Source organism: Sulfitobacter brevis, assembly GCF_900112755.1.
Lineage (GTDB): Bacteria > Pseudomonadota > Alphaproteobacteria > Rhodobacterales > Rhodobacteraceae > Sulfitobacter > Sulfitobacter brevis.
In genome coordinates this window covers 18,635-36,666 of record NZ_FOMW01000004.1, presented here as the reverse complement: position 1 = coordinate 36,666, position 18,032 = coordinate 18,635, and the positions used below count along the sequence as shown (strand labels likewise).

19 protein-coding genes are annotated in these 18,032 nt (G+C 56.1%); 10 read left to right on the top strand and 9 right to left on the bottom strand.

All coding sequences use genetic code 11. The annotated features are described in order from the left end of the window. Positions 1-9: 9 nt before the first annotated feature. On the bottom strand, positions 10-1,236 hold the full coding sequence (locus BM174_RS06205) for an ABC transporter substrate-binding protein (protein ID WP_093922989.1): 1,227 nt from the start codon (positions 1,234-1,236) through the stop codon (positions 10-12). Between the two features lie 120 nt (positions 1,237-1,356). Between BM174_RS06205 and BM174_RS06200 the strand changes: the two genes are divergently transcribed. The 5 genes from BM174_RS06200 to BM174_RS06180 are packed head-to-tail and all read left to right on the top strand — an operon-like array spanning position 1,357 to position 5,337. Next, entirely contained in the window at positions 1,357-2,040 is a 684-nt protein-coding gene (locus BM174_RS06200; protein WP_093922988.1) for a GntR family transcriptional regulator, read from the top strand. A gap of 16 nt (positions 2,041-2,056) precedes the next feature. Further along, entirely contained in the window at positions 2,057-2,437 is a 381-nt protein-coding gene (locus BM174_RS06195) for a carboxymuconolactone decarboxylase family protein (protein ID WP_093922987.1), read from the top strand. Between the two features lies 1 nt (position 2,438). Continuing rightward, positions 2,439-3,320, top strand: a complete 882-nt coding sequence (locus BM174_RS06190) for an NAD(P)-dependent oxidoreductase (protein WP_218152915.1) — start codon at positions 2,439-2,441, stop codon at positions 3,318-3,320. Beyond that, positions 3,317-4,552: an alpha/beta fold hydrolase gene (locus tag BM174_RS06185; protein ID WP_093922986.1), complete on the top strand. Its 1,236-nt coding sequence runs from the start codon at positions 3,317-3,319 to the stop codon at positions 4,550-4,552. The genes BM174_RS06190 and BM174_RS06185 overlap by 4 nt, the downstream gene beginning before the upstream one ends. Further along, positions 4,549-5,337, top strand: coding sequence for an N-acyl homoserine lactonase family protein (locus BM174_RS06180; RefSeq protein ID WP_093922985.1), 789 nt, complete (start codon positions 4,549-4,551; stop codon positions 5,335-5,337). The genes BM174_RS06185 and BM174_RS06180 overlap by 4 nt, the downstream gene beginning before the upstream one ends. 234 nt (positions 5,338-5,571) lie before the next feature. Here the strand turns inward: BM174_RS06180 and rraA are convergent, their stop codons facing one another. The 6 genes from rraA to BM174_RS06150 form a co-directional block, all read right to left on the bottom strand. After that, complete coding sequence (gene rraA / locus BM174_RS06175) at positions 5,572-6,057, bottom strand: ribonuclease E activity regulator RraA (RefSeq protein WP_093922984.1); 486 nt, start codon at positions 6,055-6,057, stop codon at positions 5,572-5,574. A 90-nt stretch (positions 6,058-6,147) separates the two neighbouring features. Next, on the bottom strand, positions 6,148-6,777 hold the full coding sequence (gene leuD, locus BM174_RS06170) for a 3-isopropylmalate dehydratase small subunit (RefSeq protein ID WP_093922983.1): 630 nt from the start codon (positions 6,775-6,777) through the stop codon (positions 6,148-6,150). After that, positions 6,774-8,174, bottom strand: a complete 1,401-nt coding sequence (gene leuC, locus BM174_RS06165; protein WP_093922982.1) for a 3-isopropylmalate dehydratase large subunit — start codon at positions 8,172-8,174, stop codon at positions 6,774-6,776. The genes leuD and leuC overlap by 4 nt, the downstream gene beginning before the upstream one ends. Further along, entirely contained in the window at positions 8,167-9,678 is a 1,512-nt protein-coding gene (locus BM174_RS06160; RefSeq protein ID WP_093922981.1) for a tripartite tricarboxylate transporter permease, read from the bottom strand. Before BM174_RS06160 ends, leuC begins: the two co-directional genes overlap by 8 nt. Positions 9,679-9,717: 39 nt before the next feature. Continuing rightward, positions 9,718-10,200 carry a tripartite tricarboxylate transporter TctB family protein gene (locus BM174_RS06155; RefSeq protein ID WP_093922980.1) on the bottom strand — a complete coding sequence of 161 codons (483 nt, stop codon included), beginning with the start codon at positions 10,198-10,200 and terminating at the stop codon, positions 9,718-9,720. A gap of 85 nt (positions 10,201-10,285) precedes the next feature. Next, entirely contained in the window at positions 10,286-11,296 is a 1,011-nt protein-coding gene (locus tag BM174_RS06150) for a tripartite tricarboxylate transporter substrate binding protein (RefSeq protein WP_093922979.1), read from the bottom strand. Between the two features lie 88 nt (positions 11,297-11,384). On the opposite strand from BM174_RS06150, the gene BM174_RS06145 reads away from it, so the two are divergent. Next, complete coding sequence (locus BM174_RS06145) at positions 11,385-12,272, top strand: GntR family transcriptional regulator (protein WP_093922978.1); 888 nt, start codon at positions 11,385-11,387, stop codon at positions 12,270-12,272. Then, positions 12,269-13,129: an isocitrate lyase/PEP mutase family protein gene (locus BM174_RS06140; RefSeq protein ID WP_093922977.1), complete on the top strand. Its 861-nt coding sequence runs from the start codon at positions 12,269-12,271 to the stop codon at positions 13,127-13,129. Before BM174_RS06145 ends, BM174_RS06140 begins: the two co-directional genes overlap by 4 nt. Before the next feature lie 304 nt (positions 13,130-13,433). Here BM174_RS06140 and BM174_RS21030 read toward each other — a convergent pair whose 3' ends face one another. Both BM174_RS21030 and BM174_RS06135 read right to left on the bottom strand, forming a co-directional pair. After that, positions 13,434-13,583: a hypothetical protein gene (locus tag BM174_RS21030; RefSeq protein WP_177209429.1), complete on the bottom strand. Its 150-nt coding sequence runs from the start codon at positions 13,581-13,583 to the stop codon at positions 13,434-13,436. A gap of 196 nt (positions 13,584-13,779) precedes the next feature. Further along, entirely contained in the window at positions 13,780-14,946 is a 1,167-nt protein-coding gene (locus BM174_RS06135) for a M20 aminoacylase family protein (RefSeq protein WP_093922976.1), read from the bottom strand. Between the two features lie 766 nt (positions 14,947-15,712). Between BM174_RS06135 and BM174_RS06130 the strand changes: the two genes are divergently transcribed. The 3 genes from BM174_RS06130 (at position 15,713) to BM174_RS21705 (ending at position 18,028) form a co-directional block, all read left to right on the top strand. Then, entirely contained in the window at positions 15,713-15,973 is a 261-nt protein-coding gene (locus BM174_RS06130; RefSeq protein WP_093922975.1) for a helix-turn-helix domain-containing protein, read from the top strand. 73 nt (positions 15,974-16,046) lie between these two features. Further along, on the top strand, positions 16,047-17,768 hold the full coding sequence (locus BM174_RS06125; protein ID WP_093922974.1) for a SulP family inorganic anion transporter: 1,722 nt from the start codon (positions 16,047-16,049) through the stop codon (positions 17,766-17,768). Further along, positions 17,768-18,028, top strand: coding sequence for a winged helix-turn-helix transcriptional regulator (locus BM174_RS21705; protein WP_143092428.1), 261 nt, complete (start codon positions 17,768-17,770; stop codon positions 18,026-18,028). Before BM174_RS06125 ends, BM174_RS21705 begins: the two co-directional genes overlap by 1 nt. Positions 18,029-18,032 lie beyond the last annotated feature (4 nt).

Here is an 18,032-nt window from a genome sequence, read left to right as displayed (position 1 = left end):
AGTGATTACTTAGCTGTTCCAGACGACTTCGCCGGTGGCGTATTCCTTAGGATAAACGGTCACCAGTTCCCCACCGCGCCATTGCACCATCAGAGGCGAAGCATGGATGTTGCGGCCCATTTCGTCGAATTCAACCTTGCCGCCGGACATGACGGTCGCCCAGCCTTGGTCAAAGACACTATTCTGTAGTTGTTCTCGGATTGCCGCATGATCGGCGGATCCGGCAGCCTCGAGAGCGGAGTGCAGGCATCCCATGCAGGCCGCATGCTCTTGCGCTTCATGCACCATGAAATAGCCGAATTTCTCACGGAAACGCTCGGTATAGTCTGGCGCCTGATCATAAGCCGCCGGAGAGATGGACAGAACATTGTCCGCCAGATCGCCCAGACCTTCGCGGAAGTCGGGGATGATATACCCTGCAGCGCCGCCGATGGTGGGGATGTTGATGCCTTGCTGGCGCATCGAGCGCACGATCAGCAAGGAATCGTTGAGATAAGATACGGGGAATACTACTTGCGCATCAGAGCGGCGCAACTGGTTGATAAGCGGGCTGACGTCAGTGATGCCGAGAGGGTATGCCTCGTCCATCACCACTTCGATACCTGCGTCCTGTGCGGCTTTGCGTAGACCGGCTGATTGTGACGTTCCATAAGCCGTATCTTCGTACATGATTGCGATTTTTTCGAGTGTTTGGCCTGCTTCTTGTGCCAGAGCACGTGTGAAGTCGAACGTCGCGGCACCAATCTGGCTGCCCGGCGAAACGATCTGGAACACATTTTGGAAACCGCGATCGGTGATTTGGTCCGAGAATGACATGGTCAGGAGCGGCACACCGCGCCGTTCGGTTACTTCGGAGATGGCCAGCGTCAGTGACGAGGCAAAAGCGCCCAACACAGCAACGACATTATCTTGCGACATCATGCGCTGTGCCACGGTGGCCGCCTGTGTCGGGTTCGAGGTTGCATCGGCTATGACCAGATTGATCTGCGCTCCGCCCATCGATTTGATCCCGCCGTTGGCATTGATCTCATCGGCGACCAGCTGGATGCCATTGCGCGAGTTAATACCGAACTGTGCATTGGCACCCGAAAGCGGGACGATCACCCCTACATTCACGGCTTCTTGTGCAAAGCCGCGCCCTGTCAGCGCTGGCATGGCAAGGGCAGCGGCCCCCGTGGCAAGTACGGAGCGGCGGGTAAGTGCGGCAACCGAGGTCGATAGTTTACTACGCTTCATTTTTCATCCTCCCAATGATGACCTTCATTTTCAAATAGCGTAGTGTGACGTCAGTTTGTTTGTCAACTATATTGACAGATTGTTAGACAATATGATTGATTGCTCCTGAAGGATAACGCAATGACCTCGAAATACGCACTGGACCGAGAAGACCTCACATTGAACGCACGTCTTGTGCGCGGTCTGCGTGAAGCCATCCTGTCGGGAGATCTCAAAGGCGGCGCCCGTCTTGTCGAGCGAGAGATGACTGAGATGTTCGGGGTCAGCCGTGGGCTGCTGCGTGAGGCGATTCAAACACTTGCCTCCGAAGGGCTGATCACACTGGTGCCTCACAAGGGACCCGTCGTCACTCTCTTAGGCCGCGAGGAGGCTGCTCAGCTTTACCGTGTGCGCGGCGCTCTCGAAGGATTGGCCTGTTCGGAATTTACGCAGCGGGCCTCGGACGAGCAGCGCCAAGAGCTTTTCGATATCTTCGCCCGACTTGAAGCGATGGTGGTTAAGGAAGAGCCCAATGCCTTAGTCGAGGCAAAGAACGATTTCTATCGCTGCCTGCTGAATGGCGCTGCGAACGAAGTGCTCGAGTTGATGTTTACCCAACTTAACAACCGTATCGTTCAGCTCAGGCGGCTGACGTTATCGGCTTCGGGCCGTTTTCCCGATACGCTCAAGGAAATTGGCAGGGTCGTAAATGCGATCCGTGCAGGCGACGGTCGTCGGGCCAGAGATATGGCTGAGGCGCATGTTGCAGCCGCTGCCGAGGTCGTTCAGCGCCGTTTCTCAGAGCTTGATTTAGATAAAGAATAACCAAAAGGACCCAAACATGGACAAGGCTACCTACGACAAAGGCATGGAAATTCGGCGCGCAACCTTGGGCGACGCATATGTAGACAAGGCAATTGAAAATGCTGATGATTTCACCAAGGATCTTCAGGAACTTGTCACGACCTACTGCTGGGGCGAAGTCTGGGGTCGTGACGGGATTGACCGTAAAACACGCTCCACGATCAACCTCGCCATGATAAGTGCGCTAAACCGTCCGCATGAATTGGCCGCTCATGTGCGTGGAGCCGTGAATAACGGGCTGAGCCGTGCTGAGATCAAAGAGATTTTGCTTCAGGTAGGGATCTATTGCGGCGTGCCAGCCATGGTCGACAGCTTCCGCATCGCAAAAACTGTGCTCGACGAGCTGGAGGCAGAGTAGCGTGCCCAAACTTGGCTTTATTGGAATCGGCACAATGGGCGCGCCTATGGTGCGGTGCATGGCACAGAATGGCCATGCACCGCTGATCTATGACGCGCTTCCCGATGCCGCACGTAAGGCTGGCAAGGGCAGTAAATTGCAAGTCGCCTCCAGCCTTGCCGAAGTGGGAGAGCATGCCGAAATCGTCATTTTGATGTTGCCAAATTCTAAGATTGTCGAGACCGTCTGCCTTGGTGCGGACGGCGTGGCGCGTTCAATGACGCAAGGCGGGATCATCGTCGATATGAGCTCTTCTGATCCAATTGAAACCAGAAAGCTTGGCGCTGCCCTGAAAGAGCATGGCATCGTGCTGTTAGATGCACCTGTATCGGGCGGGCTACGCAAAGCAGTCAACGGGTCGCTTGCGATTATGTTGGGCGGTGATGATCCCGCTGCTATTGATCTTGTGACGCCCGTTCTCGAAAGCATGGGCAAGGTGTTCTCTGCGGGGGGGCTGGCAGCGGGCCATGCCACCAAGGCACTGAACAACTATGTCTCTGCCGCCGGTCTTGCCGCTGCTTGCGAGGCGGTGCTGATCGGGCAAGAATTCGGGCTTGATCCGGCGCGGTTGATCGAGATCATCAATGCTTCGACCGGGCGGAACAACTCGACTGAAAACAAGATCGTGCAGTTTATCCTGTCTGAAAACTTCAAAGGTGCGGGCTTTGGTCTTGGATTGATGGCCAAGGATGTTGGTTTGGCCGCCAGCCTGTCGAGACACGTGGGCCAGCATCTGCCGGGCGTGCGTGCTGCCGCGGAGACATGGCGCGCGGCAGAGGCCTCGCTTGAGAAAGGTGCGGACCATACCGAAATATTTACCTTTCTCGCAGCTAACGTTAAATGACTGACCAGATTAAAAACTGGCTGCAGCAAGCCGCCGAAGACACGATTTTCTGCTGGTCTTGTCGCGGGCTGGACCTGCCGCTAACCCTGCGCATTGCCGATCAGTCTTGGACGCTTCACCTTTGTGAGGAACCTCTTTTCCTCGACACTCACGGGGGCGGCATTACGCTCGAAGCCCCAATGGCACTTTGGGCTGAGGTCTTGCGTGCCGATCCGGCCCCGGGCCTTCATTCCTTCGGGGCTCTGATCCGCAATGAGCAAGGTCCGGCGGTGACAGGCTCGCCTGTTGCGCTCGCTCAAGCGCTTGCTGCATTGGAACGTTTGATTGAATTAGCCCGTCCCGCGCCGACTCCTTATACTGGCTTTAACTTTCTCCATGACGTGTCGAATGTCACAAGCCGCCATCGGGTCGTTGCCTTGCCTGACGGGACGTTTGCCCGTCTTCATTATATGGAGGCGGGGCAGGGCACGCCTGTCGTTTTTTTGCATACTGCTGGAGCTGATGCGCGGCAATTCCTGCATCAACTTGCGGATACAAAGCTTCAAAAGAACCACCGGCTTTTGGCATTCGATATGCCGTGGCACGGGTTATCTTCCGGCGCGGACAATGTCGAAACAACCGCCCAGTACAAACTTACCGAAGCACGATACCTTCAATGGGTGGTAGCCTTTATAGACGAAATAGTACAGGAGCCGGTCATTTTGGTCGGATGTTCAATGGGGGCATCCATGGCGTTGACTGTGGCCGCGCAACGTCCTGACCTCTTGCGCGGGGTCGTGGCGCTCGAAGCGCCTCTCATCTCGCCGGGGCGAAAAAGTGAGTTGCTCACCGACGCCCGTATTGCCGACAGCCAACACAATCCGGCCTACGTACGTGCCATGCTCGGCCCGGGTTGCCCGCAAAAGCAACGCGACGAGGCCTGCGCGATTTATGCACAAGCCCGGCCTGGTGTTTATATGGGCGATCTGGGCTACTACTCCGAGGAATACGACGGCAAGCGACTTGCACCTGCACTGCGTACCTGCGGAGTGCCGATCGAGTTGCTGACGGGCAGCTATGACTATTCTGCCTCCCCTGCAAATACGCGGCAATTGTTGAACGAAATTGGCGGCAGCACTGCGACATTTCACGAGATGGACGGTCTGGGCCACTTCCCGATGATCGAGGATCCGGACCGTTTCCGGCCGCACTTTTGCGCCGCACTGGCACGGATAGAGGAGCGTCGTCCATGAAAAAACCTGCACAATACGAGGTCTATGCGATCAAGTACGCGCAGTCGATGCGACCCGCGTCGGACTACTTCATGGGAGCAGACCCCCACGACGGGCCGCTCCCGATTTTTTACTATGTCTGGCTCATTAAAAACGCGGGTAGGGTACTCTTGGTCGATACCGGCTTTAATGCCGCACGTGCTCAGACTCGTAACCGAGATTTCCTGCGCTGCCCGATCGAGGCGCTTGCGGGTTTGGGTGTTGCGCCAGAAGATATCGACACCGTCGTAATTACTCATCTGCACTACGATCACGCTGGCAACATGGATAAATTGCCCAATGCGCGTTTTGTTTTGCAAGAGAGCGAAATGAACTTCGCAACTGGGAGATACATGCGCCACACGCTTATGCGCGCTCCGTTCGAACTTTCGGACGTCCAGCTCATGGTCGCCCTAAATTATGGTGGGCGGGTTGATTTTGTGAGCGGGGATATCGATTTAGCCGATGGCATCCGGTTGCACCATGTGCCCGGGCATTCTCTGGGGCTTCAGGCTCTGACAGTTGAGACGGCGAGAGGGCGGCTTTGTCTGGCCTCGGATGCCGCGCATTTCTACGCGAATATCGACAGCGGCAAACCGTTTCCGATCATCGCTAATGTCGGGGACGCACTCGACAGCCAAGACAAGGTGTTACGACTTGCTGGCAGCCCGGATCGTCTGATCCCCGGTCATGATCCTGCGGTCGCGGAAATGTACGACTCCATAGCGAACGACAGTTTAATCTTTGATCTGACATCGCGGTCTTAGATTGCAAACAAGATGGCGGTGTCTGTATCATGTGCAGGTCCACATCGCGGACGGTGGCTCAGCTTGGTTGGAGATTACTAAATATGCACTGTGTGGCAAAGAGTCGCCGCCTATACACGTCGTTTAGCACTTCATTGCGCGCCATCATCCTGTCGAGCTGCACATGGACTTGCACCGCTCAAAAAAAGTTTTGCTGCAGCAACATACCGGCTGAATAGTACCTTATTTCGTCTATTAGATTGGGTATGCAACACTTTCCGGGAAGACGATTACACCATCTTCGTCAGCAACTAAGAAGGCGTTTTTGCTGATCCGTGCCTCTCCGATGCGTATCGGTACGCCAGTCTGACCTTCGCTACATCTGATAGACGGGCGCATAATATTGCCCAGAGCCATGATGCCGAGGTCGAGTTTTGCGAGTTCCGTGACGTCTCGCACTGCACCCCAAATTATCACGCCGGCCCAGCCATTTCTGCTGTAGTTTCCGGCGATCATGTCACCCATCACAGCATAGCGCAGCGATGCGCCGGCATCCACGACAAGGACACGGCCGTTTCCAGCGGTTTGCGCCAATTCACGAATGCGAGAATTATCCTCGAAGCATTTCACCGTTTCTACCGGCCCTGAAAAGGCCGAGCGACTTCCATACGAGCGCAGGCCGAAGGGTATAATTTCGAGCACTTCGCCAAATTTGTCGTGCAGATCACAAGTGTTTTTCATCGCTGGAAGGTCCTTTTTGCAAATGCAATTGGCGCCATTTCGGCGGTTCCGTCGAAAATTTTAGCTTTAGCTCTGGTTTGTCTGCGGCGATCAGTCTGGTCTTGGTTCAGGTTTCAAAGGCACTCGCCAAGCGGATGACCCAAGGTGTTTGGCTTCGAAGGCTACGATGCAGTCCTCCAGTTCCAGTGTCGCTGACAATTCATCCAGTCCACGTTCCAAGCGGTATTTGAGCCGGGCATCTATCTCAAAACTGATATTGATCTCACCGGCACAAAGTCGCTGGCCGGGCAGATCAATGGAGATCTGCATCTCAGGGTCGACGTGCAGCATTGCGAAAATTTCACGAATGTGGGCAGCAGGCAATATGATGGTTAGAAGCCCGTTCTTTCCGGCATTGGATTGAAAAATGTCGCCAAAACTTGCGGCGATGATGACCTTCACGCCAAAGTCCATCAAAGCATACACGGCAGCTTCGCGCGATGATCCACAGCCGAAATTCTCTCCCGCGACCAGTACTGTGGGACCCTCGGACAAGTGCCTGAGTGGCCAGTCTGCCCGGGGCGTGCCTTCTTGGGTAAATCGCAGATCATAAAAACATTGGCTGCCGTAACCATCTGCGCGTGAGCGGCTCATGAACCTGGCGGGAATGATTTGATCGGTGTCGATGTTTGCGCGGGGCAGGGCGCTCGCCACACCGTTGATCGTCTGCATGCCGCTCATGACGGGTCTCCAAGGCAGTCCTGTGGCGCCATGGTGCGCGCGTCCGTGATGCGCCCAGTGATTGCTGCTGCGGCGACCATTTGCGGACTCATAAGATGTGTCCGCGCACCGGGTCCCTGCCGGCCTTTGAAGTTCCGATTAGAGGTCGAGGCACAGCGTTCGTTGGATGCAACTAAGTCTCCGTTCATACTGACACACAAAGAACATCCGCTCGCGCCCCATTCCGCCCCAGCGGCGCGGAAAATCTCTGCAATACCCTCGGATTCTGCTTGGCGGGCGACGTCATCAGATCCAGGCGAAACCAACAAAGGGACGACGACACGGCGCCCGCTTAGGATGACTGCTGCGGCGCGCAGGTCGCTCAACCGACCATTTGTGCAACTTCCAATGAACGCGCGGTCGATGTTGATGGTGGTTAACGGCACCCCGGCGGCGAGTCCCATGTAATCCAAAGCATCTGGATCCGCATCTGCTGGAACAGCGGCGTCTACTGGGGCCACCTGCTCCGGGCTGGTTCCCCAAGTGACCATTGGGCTGACATCATCCGCGTCGATAAGTATTTCCTTGTCGTAGGTTGCGTTTGGATCGGGCCGCAACGCACGCCATTCAGCAACAGCGCTCTTCCAGGCTTTCCCTTTGGGGGCCATTGGACGCCCCTTGAGCCACTCAAATGTCGTGTCATCCGGTGGAACAAGCCCTGAACGCGCGCCCATTTCGATGGTCATATTGCACAATGTCATGCGTTCTTCCATTGAAAGGGCGGCTACGGCGCTGCCGTCATATTCTACGGCATGACCAGTTGCACCGCCTGTCCCGATCCGCCAAATGATCGTCAGCGCCAGATCCTTGGCAGTAGCACCTGTGGGTAACTGCCCCTCAATGCGGATGCGCATGACAGGCATGGGCATCTGCCACAGCGTCTGCGTCGCCAGTACGTGGGCCACTTCGGAGGCACCGATGCCAAACGCGAAGGCCCCAAAGGCACCATGTGTGGCCGTGTGACTGTCGCCGCAGACGATCGTGGTGCCGGGCAGGCTTAATCCTTGTTCCGGCATAGCAACATGCACGATGCCGCGGCGGGGATCACCGATACCGAAGCTATCTATGCCGAAGTCGCGCGTATTGCGATCCAACCTATCGATCATAGTCGCCGTCACTTCGTTAGCCCGTTCCGGACTTGAGGGGACGTAGTGGTCTGCAACACCAAAAGTTAGCGCTGGCTGGCGGATGCTGCGCCCTGCTTCGCGCAAGCTGGCAAATGCGTGATGCGACCCTTCGTGCAAAAAGTGACGGTCGATATAGAGTAAGTCGGTACCATCCTGCGCCAAGATCCGGTGCGCTTCTCGGATTTTTGCGACAGTGCCGCGGGGTTCCGTCAAAGTTCTCGTATCAGACATCGTATTTCACCTCCGCCCGGCTGCGTTTGCGGCTAATAAGCACGAAGGTGATCGTGACCAGCAGCAATGCGAACATTACCAGTGTTATCGGGCGGTTGAGAAGAAAAGTCGGGTCGCCGCCCGAGATTTGCCAACTTCGCGTCAATTCGCCTTCGGCCATCGGACCGATCAGCAGACCAACGACAGTTGCCGTCACTGGGTAGCCATATCGACGCATTACCCAGCCAAGGGCTCCAGCTCCGGCAACAGTGAGCGGACCGACCATAGATCCGGTGATAGCAAAAGCCCCCATCATCGAGACGGTAAGTACGAAAGGGATCAGGTAGCTGAGCCGGACCTTCACGATGTAGCTGGCGCCAAATACGAAGATAAGGCCGACGCCCATCAGCAGGATCGCCTGCACGATGTTTCCCAAGATGAGGGCATAAACAATATCTTTGCTTTCTGAAATGAAACGCGGTCCACCGGTGACATTGTGCATGGCAAAAGCACCAAGCAGAATTGCAGTTCCCGCGCCGCCAGGCAAGCCAAGCGCGAGAAGCGTAACCATACCGCCGCCTTCGGATGAAGAGTTGGCGGATTCCGATGCTATGACGCCTGCCGGGTTACCCTTGCCAAAGCTCTCGGGGTTGCGCGCCAGGCGCTTTGCCGCGGCGTAGGAGGCGAGATTCGCCACACTTGCACCGACCCCGGGAATAATACCGATCGCTGTGCCGATTGCCGATCCGCGCAGCACTTGCGGCCAAGCGCGTAGCGACGCCTTAACACCTTTAAGAATTGGACCAAGCCGGATTTTGCGGAGCTCGCGGTCGGCGACGAGGTAGTCACCGCAGCCGGACATATTGATCAGTTCTGAGGCCGCGAACAGACCAATCAACGCTGGAATCGGGGGGATACCGTCTAACAGATACATGCTGCCGAAGGTGCCGCGCATCATGCCAGTGTCAGAGTAACCAATGGTGCTGATCAAAATCCCAAGAAGGCCAGCGGCCACGCCCTTGGCGATGCTGGCATCATTTAGCACCGCAATCAGCAATAGGCCCCAGATTGCGACGGTCAGCATCTCGGTCGGTCCCAGCATGAGTACCAACGTGGCAACAGGGCTGACGATGAACAGCAAGATAACATAGCCGAACAATGTCCCGACTGCCGAGGCCACGAGACCAGTGCCGAGCGCCTCGCCATGAAGTCCTGATCGTGCCATCGGATAGCCGTCAAATGCAGTGGCGACAGCACTTGAGGTGCCTGGAATATTCATTAGGATCGCAGGCACGGCCCCGCCAAACCCACCACCAGTGAAAATCGCTGTCAGGAACAGAATTGCCGGAAGAAACTCCATGTAGAGCGTCGCGGGCAGGAACACTGCCATGGCAATTGAAATAGACAGACCAGGGATCGCGCCGAAAATCAGACCAATAAAAAGGCCGGGAATGACCACCAGCCAAGCCATAGGATCGCTTCCCAAAAGGCTTAGTGCGGAGGAGAACGCCGATAGGTCTATCATTTAAACTGTGCTTTCATCGTCATCGGAAGGGAACTCTACCTATAGAAAAATTACCGGTAAGCGGACCATGAGTAGGTCCACAAAGACCCAACTCATCACTGCGGCGCCCCCGATTGAGGCCAAAGCGAGTTTCCACCAGCACCGCTCTCCCTGCACCAACAGACAAAGCAAAATAAATATCCCCGAACCCAGATCAAAGCCGATGAAGGGAGCCGCACCGGCAAAAACGCATGTTAGTCCTATGAGAATGACCGGTTGCGCCGCTTCGCTGCGTGCCTTCACGGCCAGGTCAGCGACGTGCCGCTTGATCCGCAAATCCACAATTCCCGCATAGATAAATGCGAAGGCCGCAATCATAGCCCCAGGTGCGATCAACAGCCAGTCTGTCGTCCGCCGAGCCGTGCTGACCACGGACCACGCGAAAACCAGAACGGCAACGGCAAGCAGGCAGGCAAAAATCAGAGCACCCCAGTCGGGGCGGCCATGAGAGGCTTCTGTCTGGTCGTGCGGCATTTGGCTCATTAAATTATCCTCGCAGATCAGCCGGGACGCAGGTGCGCAATAGAGCGATGCCCCGAGCTACACTCGGGGCATCGCTCTCAGTTGGTCACTTAATGACATCGCTGAGCTCGGACAGTGCCTGATAGGCACTATCTACCATCGCCTGGCTGGCTTCTGGGCCTAACCAGTCCGACCCAATTCCGGCCTCGACTGCCGCCGCTTTATAGGCTTCGCTTGTCACAACTGTTTCGTAGGCAGATACCAGCCGTGTATATCGATCCGGGTGATCGGCCTTAAGGGCGGATGGAACCAACAGACCGGTAATATTGCCACCGATGATCGGCTGGGGGTCTGCACCGAGGGCAGAAAGCGCATCATTCAACAATGGCGCTCCCATGCTGTCCGGATCATTGTCATTCACCACCGACAAGACACGCAGGTTGTCCATCACAGAGGCGGCACCGCGGGCAGCAAGCACCTCGAAATCAACCTGATTGCCTGCCAGCGCTGTCCGGAGAGGGGCACCGCCGTCATATGTGACGAAGCGGACATTCGTCTCGGGGATATTCAAAGCCTGCATTGCAAGGAGTGTCTGCAGGTGCCCGCCATTGCCGTAGATGATGCCCGAAGACACCTTGCCCGGCTCCTTCATCGCCTCGGCCAATTGATCGAATGTCTGATAGGGGCTGTCCTTGTGGACGGCCCAAATGGCATAATCGTTCCACTGGGCGTTTAGGAAGCTGAAATCCTCCCACTTGACTGGTGCCCCGCCGACAAGGATCGCATTCGCAAGGTATGGCGTCGCTTGCATTAGCAACATTGTGTTACCGTCGGCGGGTTGTTGGCTGACATATGTCGCCCCTAAACCTCCTGCGCCGCCGGGTCGGTTTTCGACCACAACTGGAACGCCAAGTTCCGCGCTCAGAGGCTCAGCCAATGTGCGCGCCATTCGGTCAGCGGACCCGCCCGCTTTGAACGGAACTACTATGTTGATCGGATCTGCAGGCCAATCATCGGCCGCCTTGGCGACACCTGCCCCCAAAGTAAGCCCGACAGCGCCAAGCGCAGCTGCAGCAGTGATGAAACGACGGCGCGACTGACCGGAAAATTTTAACATTGGGTCCTCCCGAGACACATTTTAATAAGGTTTGTTTGACAAGCGTGATGCTACTCAGTGTTAATGTTATGTCAATAGAACATTTAGCTTGGATCAGCACGGGACACCAGCTAAACATGTGAAGGTGCTGGGATTGGAAATTTGGGGACTTGAAGTGACGCAGGGTGACAGTTCGGCCATCATTGGCTCTCAGGCCGACGACAATCTGTGGCCCAAGCACCATCGCGTTTATCTGATCCTGAAGCAGGAAATAGCTGATGGTGTATATTCTGGAACCGAGCCCATGCAGGGAGAGATTTGGCTTGCCGAGCGTTTCAATGTTTCCCGCATAACGATACGCAAGGCCATGGGTCGCCTGACCACCGAAGGGTTGGTCGAGCGCCAGCGGGGGCGGGGTACTTTCGCGCGGCATCAGCATGACCATTCGTCACCGGTTATGGCAAGTCTTTCCGGCAACATCGAGAACCTCGTGGCTCTTGGGCTGGAGACAGATGTGGATCTGATCGAACTGACCTATGCCGTGGCACCGCCGCATATTTGTAGCGTCATGGTCAAACCAGAAGGCTCGGTTATGCAACGCGCTATCCGGGTGCGCAGTCTGGATGGCGTTCCGTTCAGCCACCTGACAACTTGGCTTCCCGAAGATATCGGCCGCAGTTTCACGGATAATGAAATGCGTGACACGCCCTTGTTGCGTTTGATCGAGCGGGCAGGGCATCGCATTGCTAAAGCCGAGCAGTCAATCAGTGCAAAGTTGGCAGCTCCTGAGGTCGCGCAACTTCTGCAGATTGAGCCGGGCGAGCCGCTGCTCTCAGTTCAACGACTGGTGTATGACGACGTCGGACTGGTCGTCGAATATATCAGCGGGCTTTACCGCCCAGACACCTATGAGCATCGTATGGAATACGACCGCAGCCCAAGCTCGACCGCCGAAATATGGACTACAAGAACAACGACGCACGGAGATGTATCATGACCGACCTGAAGGCACTGCTATCCAACACTGGACAAGGCATTATCGCACCTGGCGTTTATGATCCTTTCACTGCGTTGTTGGCCGAGCAGGCTGGATTTGAGTGTATCTATTTATCTGGAGCAGCGATTGCCTATACCAGGCTCGCGCGGCCGGACCTGGGCCTGGTGTCTGTGTCAGAAGTTATCTCAACCATCGAACTCATTGCAGATCGGGTTCAACTTCCCTTGATCGTTGATGGAGATACCGGCTTTGGCAATGCCATGAACGTGCAGCGTACTGTTCGGGGGTTTGAGCGCGCAGGCGCGCAAGCAATCCAACTTGAGGATCAAAGCTTTCCCAAGCGATGCGGCCATCTGGCGGGCAAGAAACTCATTCCGGTCGGAGAAATGGTTGGCAAGATCCGCGCTGCTTGTGACGCCCGCCATTCGGACAATTTTCAAATCATTGCCCGGACAGATGCTATCGCTGTAGAAGGCTTTGATGCCGCGCTGGACCGGGCTGAAAAGTATGCCGAAGCTGGTGGCGACGTACTATTCATTGAGGCACCGCGCAACCTTGACCAAATGCAGCAAATCTCATCCCGGTTTGCGGGTCGTATTCCGCTGCTTGCGAACATGGTTGAAGGTGGTATGACCCCAATGAATTTCGCACAAGACCTCCACGACATTGGGTTCAAATTGGTCATCTTTCCCGGTGGTATTGCTCGGGCGATGTTGCGTCACGGGCAGGCCTATTATGCCAGCCTCAAGGGAAGTGGTTCGAATGCTCCGTTCCGGGATAGAATGGCGAGCTTCGACGAGTTGAACGATGTAATCGGGCTGCCAAGGTTTCTGAATCATTCGAGCCAGTACGAATGACTTGAGAGATCTTAAAGCTCATTTTCAATAACCGCAGCACAGGTAACGAGCCATCTCCAAATACATCGCTTGTTAAGTGTCATATAAAGGTTTGAGTGTTGCGACGACCCTTTGAAACCGAAACACTGACCGGTCATTCGCCGCGCTGAGCCGAGCATAAAGGTCCGCTTAGCGCCGTGTGGGCGGATCACCGGTTGAAAGAAATTACATTTGATCCGCCTTTGGAATACGTCTGAGCACCTTCTGCGCGAATGGTAGCAACCGCTTCCTCATACGCTGCATGGTCGTCGTCAAATAGATCGTCTCAGACGATGGACGTTCCATCTTTTTTTACCACTTCGAGCGACCAGCCGTTCCCGCCCTCGAGTTTGTAGATGTCCACCTTAAAGGGGACGCGGTCTTCGACGATACGCTTAGAAGCGCCTGAGAGTATTAAGTTCGGTTCACGTTCCATCAAGGTCCCCTAAGTTGTCGGGCACATCTTACGCATTTATTGCGGTGCCGCCAATGTCGGCAATGCAGAAGCTGCACTGTGGTGTTGGACATTCAGGTGAACGGCCGGTGTGCTCGACTGATCGACACAACACACTCAGCGAACTTCTCCGCTAAGATTTGATATTGCAAGGTGTTGCGGCGGCACTATTCACCGCTCACGCGATCGACAAGCGCCCTTCTGCCATTGTGACAAACCAACTGCAGCCTGCGGGGATCACCTCATCGTTGAACTCATAGGACGGATTGTGAAGGTCCGCGCCATCGCCGTTGCCAATGAACAGATAAGCGCCGGGACGTTCCAACAACATCTCTGAAAAATCCTCGCCAGCCATTATCGGATCCAAATTACGGTGGGCCACGCCAGACACTGCCAGAGCTGCCTCGGCCGCCATATCTGCTTCCCGCGCGTGGTTGACCAGTGGAGGTGGCCCAGACATATGCCTGACTTCTGCCTCCGCACCATAGCCAAGGGCAGTTGCCGCCGCCAAGGCGTCGATACGCGCACGCACTTGGTGCTGAGCTTGTGTATTGAACGTCCGTACTGTCCCAAGCAACTGGACTGAGTCAGGGATCACATTATAGGTGGCGGTTTCGGTGCGAAATCCGCAAACCGACACGACGACCTTGTCCATTGGGTCAAAGTTCCGCGATACGATGGATTGCAGCGCGACAACGATCTGGGCGGCGACCAGTGTCGTATCTACACCCTTGTGTGGCATCGCGCCGTGGCCCCCTGTGCCGCGCACGGTAATCTCAAATTTATCCGGTGACGCCATTTGCGGTCCCGTGCGCACGGCGAATTCCCCAGCTGAAATTCCAGGCATGTTGTGCATCCCATAGACCTCTTCAATGGCCCAACGGTCCATTAAGCCGGCCTCGATCATCGCACGCGCACCGCCGCCGCCCTCTTCGGCTGGTTGGAAGGCCAGCACGACCCTGCCGGCAAAATTGCGTGTCTCAGCCAAATACTTCGCCGCGCCCAAAAGCATCGAAGTGTGTCCATCGTGGCCGCAGGCATGCATCTTTCCAGGAATGGTCGAGGCATGCGGCAAGCCGGTCGTCTCTTGGATCGGCAGAGCATCCATATCAGCACGAAATCCAATGGTCTTGCCCGCAGATCCGGATTTGCCGTTGATAACTCCAACCACGCCGGTGCCGCCAAAGCCAGTTATCACCTCATCACAGCCAAATTCTTCAAGTTTCGAGGCGACGAACGCTGCGGTTCGATGCTCCTCGAAGCGCAATTCGGGATGGGCATGGATATCGCGCCGCCATGCGGTAATTTCCGGCAACATTTCGGCAAAGCGATTTATGACAGGCATCAGTTCCCTCCAGGCAGGTCTACTCCCAGCCTGCGTCGAGACCACAGCACAGACAAGAGACCACAGTGGTCAAACCCGTTCAAATTTCTGCCGAGTCCAAACAATTCACAGCGCGTCGGCTGGAGATGATGCGGTAAGTGGTGGTGCAGGCGTGCAGAATGTGGATGCCATAGTGTCGATGCCAAGATGTCGAACTAACGTGTCTCGGAAGGCGACATTGGGACCAAGCCCGAAATTTTTCAACACGAAGGGCGGAAAGTGTGCATTCGCTGCAGGTGCGAGGATGCCGTGCGTCGATGGCGACAGCCGACATTCAATCAGCCACGAATTGAGGGTACTTTCTGCACCGCGGAAGGCAACTCCGAGCCCATTTTACGAGAATTCTGCTTTTCAGCGAATGGCGGCTGTCGCAACGCAACGAGAAAACTGCAACAAGCACTTGGGTTTGGAACGGAGTTTTTGGTAGCGTGAAATTGCCCCGTTGGCGCACGTCCCATAAACGAGCGCTTGTTGATCCGTTCTGAAGGGCCATCAAAGCCCAAAAACGACTCGGCGGGTCTTACTTACTGGCCGTAAGGCATCACTGCGCGAAGGCTCGTCCAAGACTCTACCTCCGCTTGCAAAATCACCTGCATAGGGTAAGCTATTGCTTCCGATCGCATAGAACTATGATTGAGTCTCAGCAGACTGCAAAAATGCGTCGGTGATATTTGACATATCTGGATGCATCTCATAGATAGCGGTTATAACCTTCAGGATATGCATCATGATCACTGGCCCTCAAATGCGCGCAGCGCGCGCCCTGCTTTGCATTGATCAGAAAACCTTGGCTGAACTGGCCGGGCTGTCGGTGCCGACGGTACAGCGCATGGAGGCCAGCAGCGGCAATGTCCGTGGCCTCATAGAAAGCCTGACCAAAGTAGTAGCAGCGCTTGAACTTGCTGGCATCGAACTGATCAAAGAGGGCTCCGAAAGCATTGCGAGCGGATGCGGTGTGCGGCTGAAGATGCCTCCCCCAACTTACTGACCTCTCAACCCGCGACGGCGACCGCCGACACCAAGCCGACGATCCCGCCGCTACCTTCAAAGGTGCGGCCCAAATGAATGACCAGTCCACCAGACAGCGCGACGCCGCGAGCTTCGCCGAGCTTTTCACTCCAAAGCTCGTCACGGTCCTGCGCGAAGGTTACGGGCTAACGCATTTGCGCGCCGACGCCGTCGCCGGGTTAACTGTCGCCATTGTCGCGCTGCCGCTCTCGATGGCCATCGCTATCGCGTCCGGCGCGACTCCGGCGCAAGGACTTTATACCGCAATCGTCGGCGGATTTCTCGTATCACTACTCGGTGGATCGCGCTTTCAGATCGGGGGCCCAGCGGGGGCCTTCATCGTACTGGTCGCGGTCACCGTGGCTCAGCACGGGATTGACGGGCTGATACTTGCGACGTTTCTGTCGGGGTTGATGATGGCAGCCGCAGGTTTTCTGCGGATGGGAACCTTCATTAAGTTTATATCGTTTCCGGTCACGGTTGGATTTACTGCCGGGATCGCAGTCATCATATTTGCCAGCCAAGTCAAAGAACTGTTCGGCCTGACGCTGGAGGAAGAGCCCGGCGCGTTATTAGAGAAGATACCCCTATTATGGGAAGCGCGATTGAGCCTGTCGCCCGCTGCCCTTAGCGTTTCCGCAGCGACAGTGTGTATTACCCTCGGTTTGCGACGCTTGCAGCCACGCTGGACAGGCATGTTGATCGCCGTCGGTTTTGCTGCGGCCGCCACGACACTGCTCACGCTGCCAGTGCAGACCATCGGCTCCAAGTTCGGCGGCATTCCTTCATCGCTTCCAGTGCCAAGCCTGCCAACGCTTTCGATGGCCAGCATCCCTGCTGTCCTTCCGGCCGCTATCTCCTTTACCTTGCTGGGCGCCATCGAGTCGCTCCTTTCTGCTGTCGTCGCGGATGGCATGAGCGGCCGGCGGCACCGATCGAACTGCGAACTCGTGGCACAGGGCGTAGCCAACATCGGCTCTTCGCTTTTCGGCGGCTTTTGCGTGACGGGCACCATAGCGCGCACCGCTACCAATGTGCGAGCCAGTGCGCATGGTCCGGTTGCAGGTATGCTTCACGCCGTGTTCCTGCTCTTGTTCATGCTGGTCGCCGCACCGCTCGCCTCCTACATCCCGCTGGCCGCACTCGCCGGTGTTCTGGCAATCGTTGCATGGAACATGATCGAGAAACCGGCCATCGCCGTGCTGGTTCGTTCAGGCTGGGGGGAGGCGACTGTATTGGGCGCAACCTTCTTCCTGACTATCTTCCGCGATCTGACCGAGGCCATCGTCGTTGGCTTTGCGCTCGGGTCGGTCCTGTTTATTCATCGAATGAGCCAGACAACAGAAGTAGCGACCGATAGCGCCTTCGTTGGCCGCGACGAGGCTGATACTGCCCAGCCGCGCGGCAAATACCGAGAAGAGCATGGCGCAAATCCCGACGTGGTCATCTACCGGATCACCGGTGCGCTTTTCTTCGGCGCGACCGCCTCCATTGGCTCGGTGCTTGACCGTATTCAGGACACCCATAAGGCGCTGATTGTCGACTTCTCATCCGTTCCTTTCCTCGACTCGACTGGTGCTAATATGATTGAGAGCCTTGCTAAAAAAGCCCAAAAACAAGGTGTCGCAATCTGGCTGACCGGAGCGACCCCCGATATCCGAAACGTATTAGAGATCCACGGGCTGACGCGCCAACTGATCGATTTTGCCGCCACAGTCGACGATGCACTTGAGCAGCTGCGCGAACGCGCAACAAGCAAACACGAGGTGCACTGATGCCCGGAAACAGCGAGCTCCGTCGCTCCGCCCAACGCAGGCACGGCAGGGCTGAAGAGCGGCGAACATATGTGTTCAAAGCGCTCGCGCGTCCACGAACTCAAGCGGAGCTACGGGATGCCCTCGGGATGAGCAACAGCGGTATCTTGCACCTGCTGCGGCGGATGGAGCGCGACGGGTTGGTGCGACCTGCTGAACGGATCTGTTGCACGCAAATTTGGGAGCGCGTGATTTTCTCGGCAGCGGATCGGCGATCATGACGAA

Coding starts and splice junctions, on each gene's coding strand:
- BM174_RS21030 (WP_177209429.1), bottom strand. CDS start 13,583: ATGGAACGTGAACCGAACTTAATACTCTCAGGCGCTTCTAAGCGTATC.
- BM174_RS21705 (WP_143092428.1), top strand. CDS start 17,768: ATGCCCGGAAACAGCGAGCTCCGTCGCTCCGCCCAACGCAGGCACGGC.
- leuC (WP_093922982.1), bottom strand. CDS start 8,174: ATGTCTGATACGAGAACTTTGACGGAACCCCGCGGCACTGTCGCAAAA.
- BM174_RS06180 (WP_093922985.1), top strand. CDS start 4,549: ATGAAAAAACCTGCACAATACGAGGTCTATGCGATCAAGTACGCGCAG.
- BM174_RS06160 (WP_093922981.1), bottom strand. CDS start 9,678: ATGATAGACCTATCGGCGTTCTCCTCCGCACTAAGCCTTTTGGGAAGC.
- BM174_RS06135 (WP_093922976.1), bottom strand. CDS start 14,946: ATGCCTGTCATAAATCGCTTTGCCGAAATGTTGCCGGAAATTACCGCA.
- BM174_RS06155 (WP_093922980.1), bottom strand. CDS start 10,200: ATGAGCCAAATGCCGCACGACCAGACAGAAGCCTCTCATGGCCGCCCC.
- BM174_RS06195 (WP_093922987.1), top strand. CDS start 2,057: ATGGACAAGGCTACCTACGACAAAGGCATGGAAATTCGGCGCGCAACC.
- BM174_RS06205 (WP_093922989.1), bottom strand. CDS start 1,236: ATGAAGCGTAGTAAACTATCGACCTCGGTTGCCGCACTTACCCGCCGC.
- BM174_RS06130 (WP_093922975.1), top strand. CDS start 15,713: ATGATCACTGGCCCTCAAATGCGCGCAGCGCGCGCCCTGCTTTGCATT.
- leuD (WP_093922983.1), bottom strand. CDS start 6,777: ATGAGCGGCATGCAGACGATCAACGGTGTGGCGAGCGCCCTGCCCCGC.
- rraA (WP_093922984.1), bottom strand. CDS start 6,057: ATGAAAAACACTTGTGATCTGCACGACAAATTTGGCGAAGTGCTCGAA.
- BM174_RS06125 (WP_093922974.1), top strand. CDS start 16,047: ATGAATGACCAGTCCACCAGACAGCGCGACGCCGCGAGCTTCGCCGAG.
- BM174_RS06140 (WP_093922977.1), top strand. CDS start 12,269: ATGACCGACCTGAAGGCACTGCTATCCAACACTGGACAAGGCATTATC.
- BM174_RS06200 (WP_093922988.1), top strand. CDS start 1,357: ATGACCTCGAAATACGCACTGGACCGAGAAGACCTCACATTGAACGCA.
- BM174_RS06150 (WP_093922979.1), bottom strand. CDS start 11,296: ATGTTAAAATTTTCCGGTCAGTCGCGCCGTCGTTTCATCACTGCTGCA.
- BM174_RS06185 (WP_093922986.1), top strand. CDS start 3,317: ATGACTGACCAGATTAAAAACTGGCTGCAGCAAGCCGCCGAAGACACG.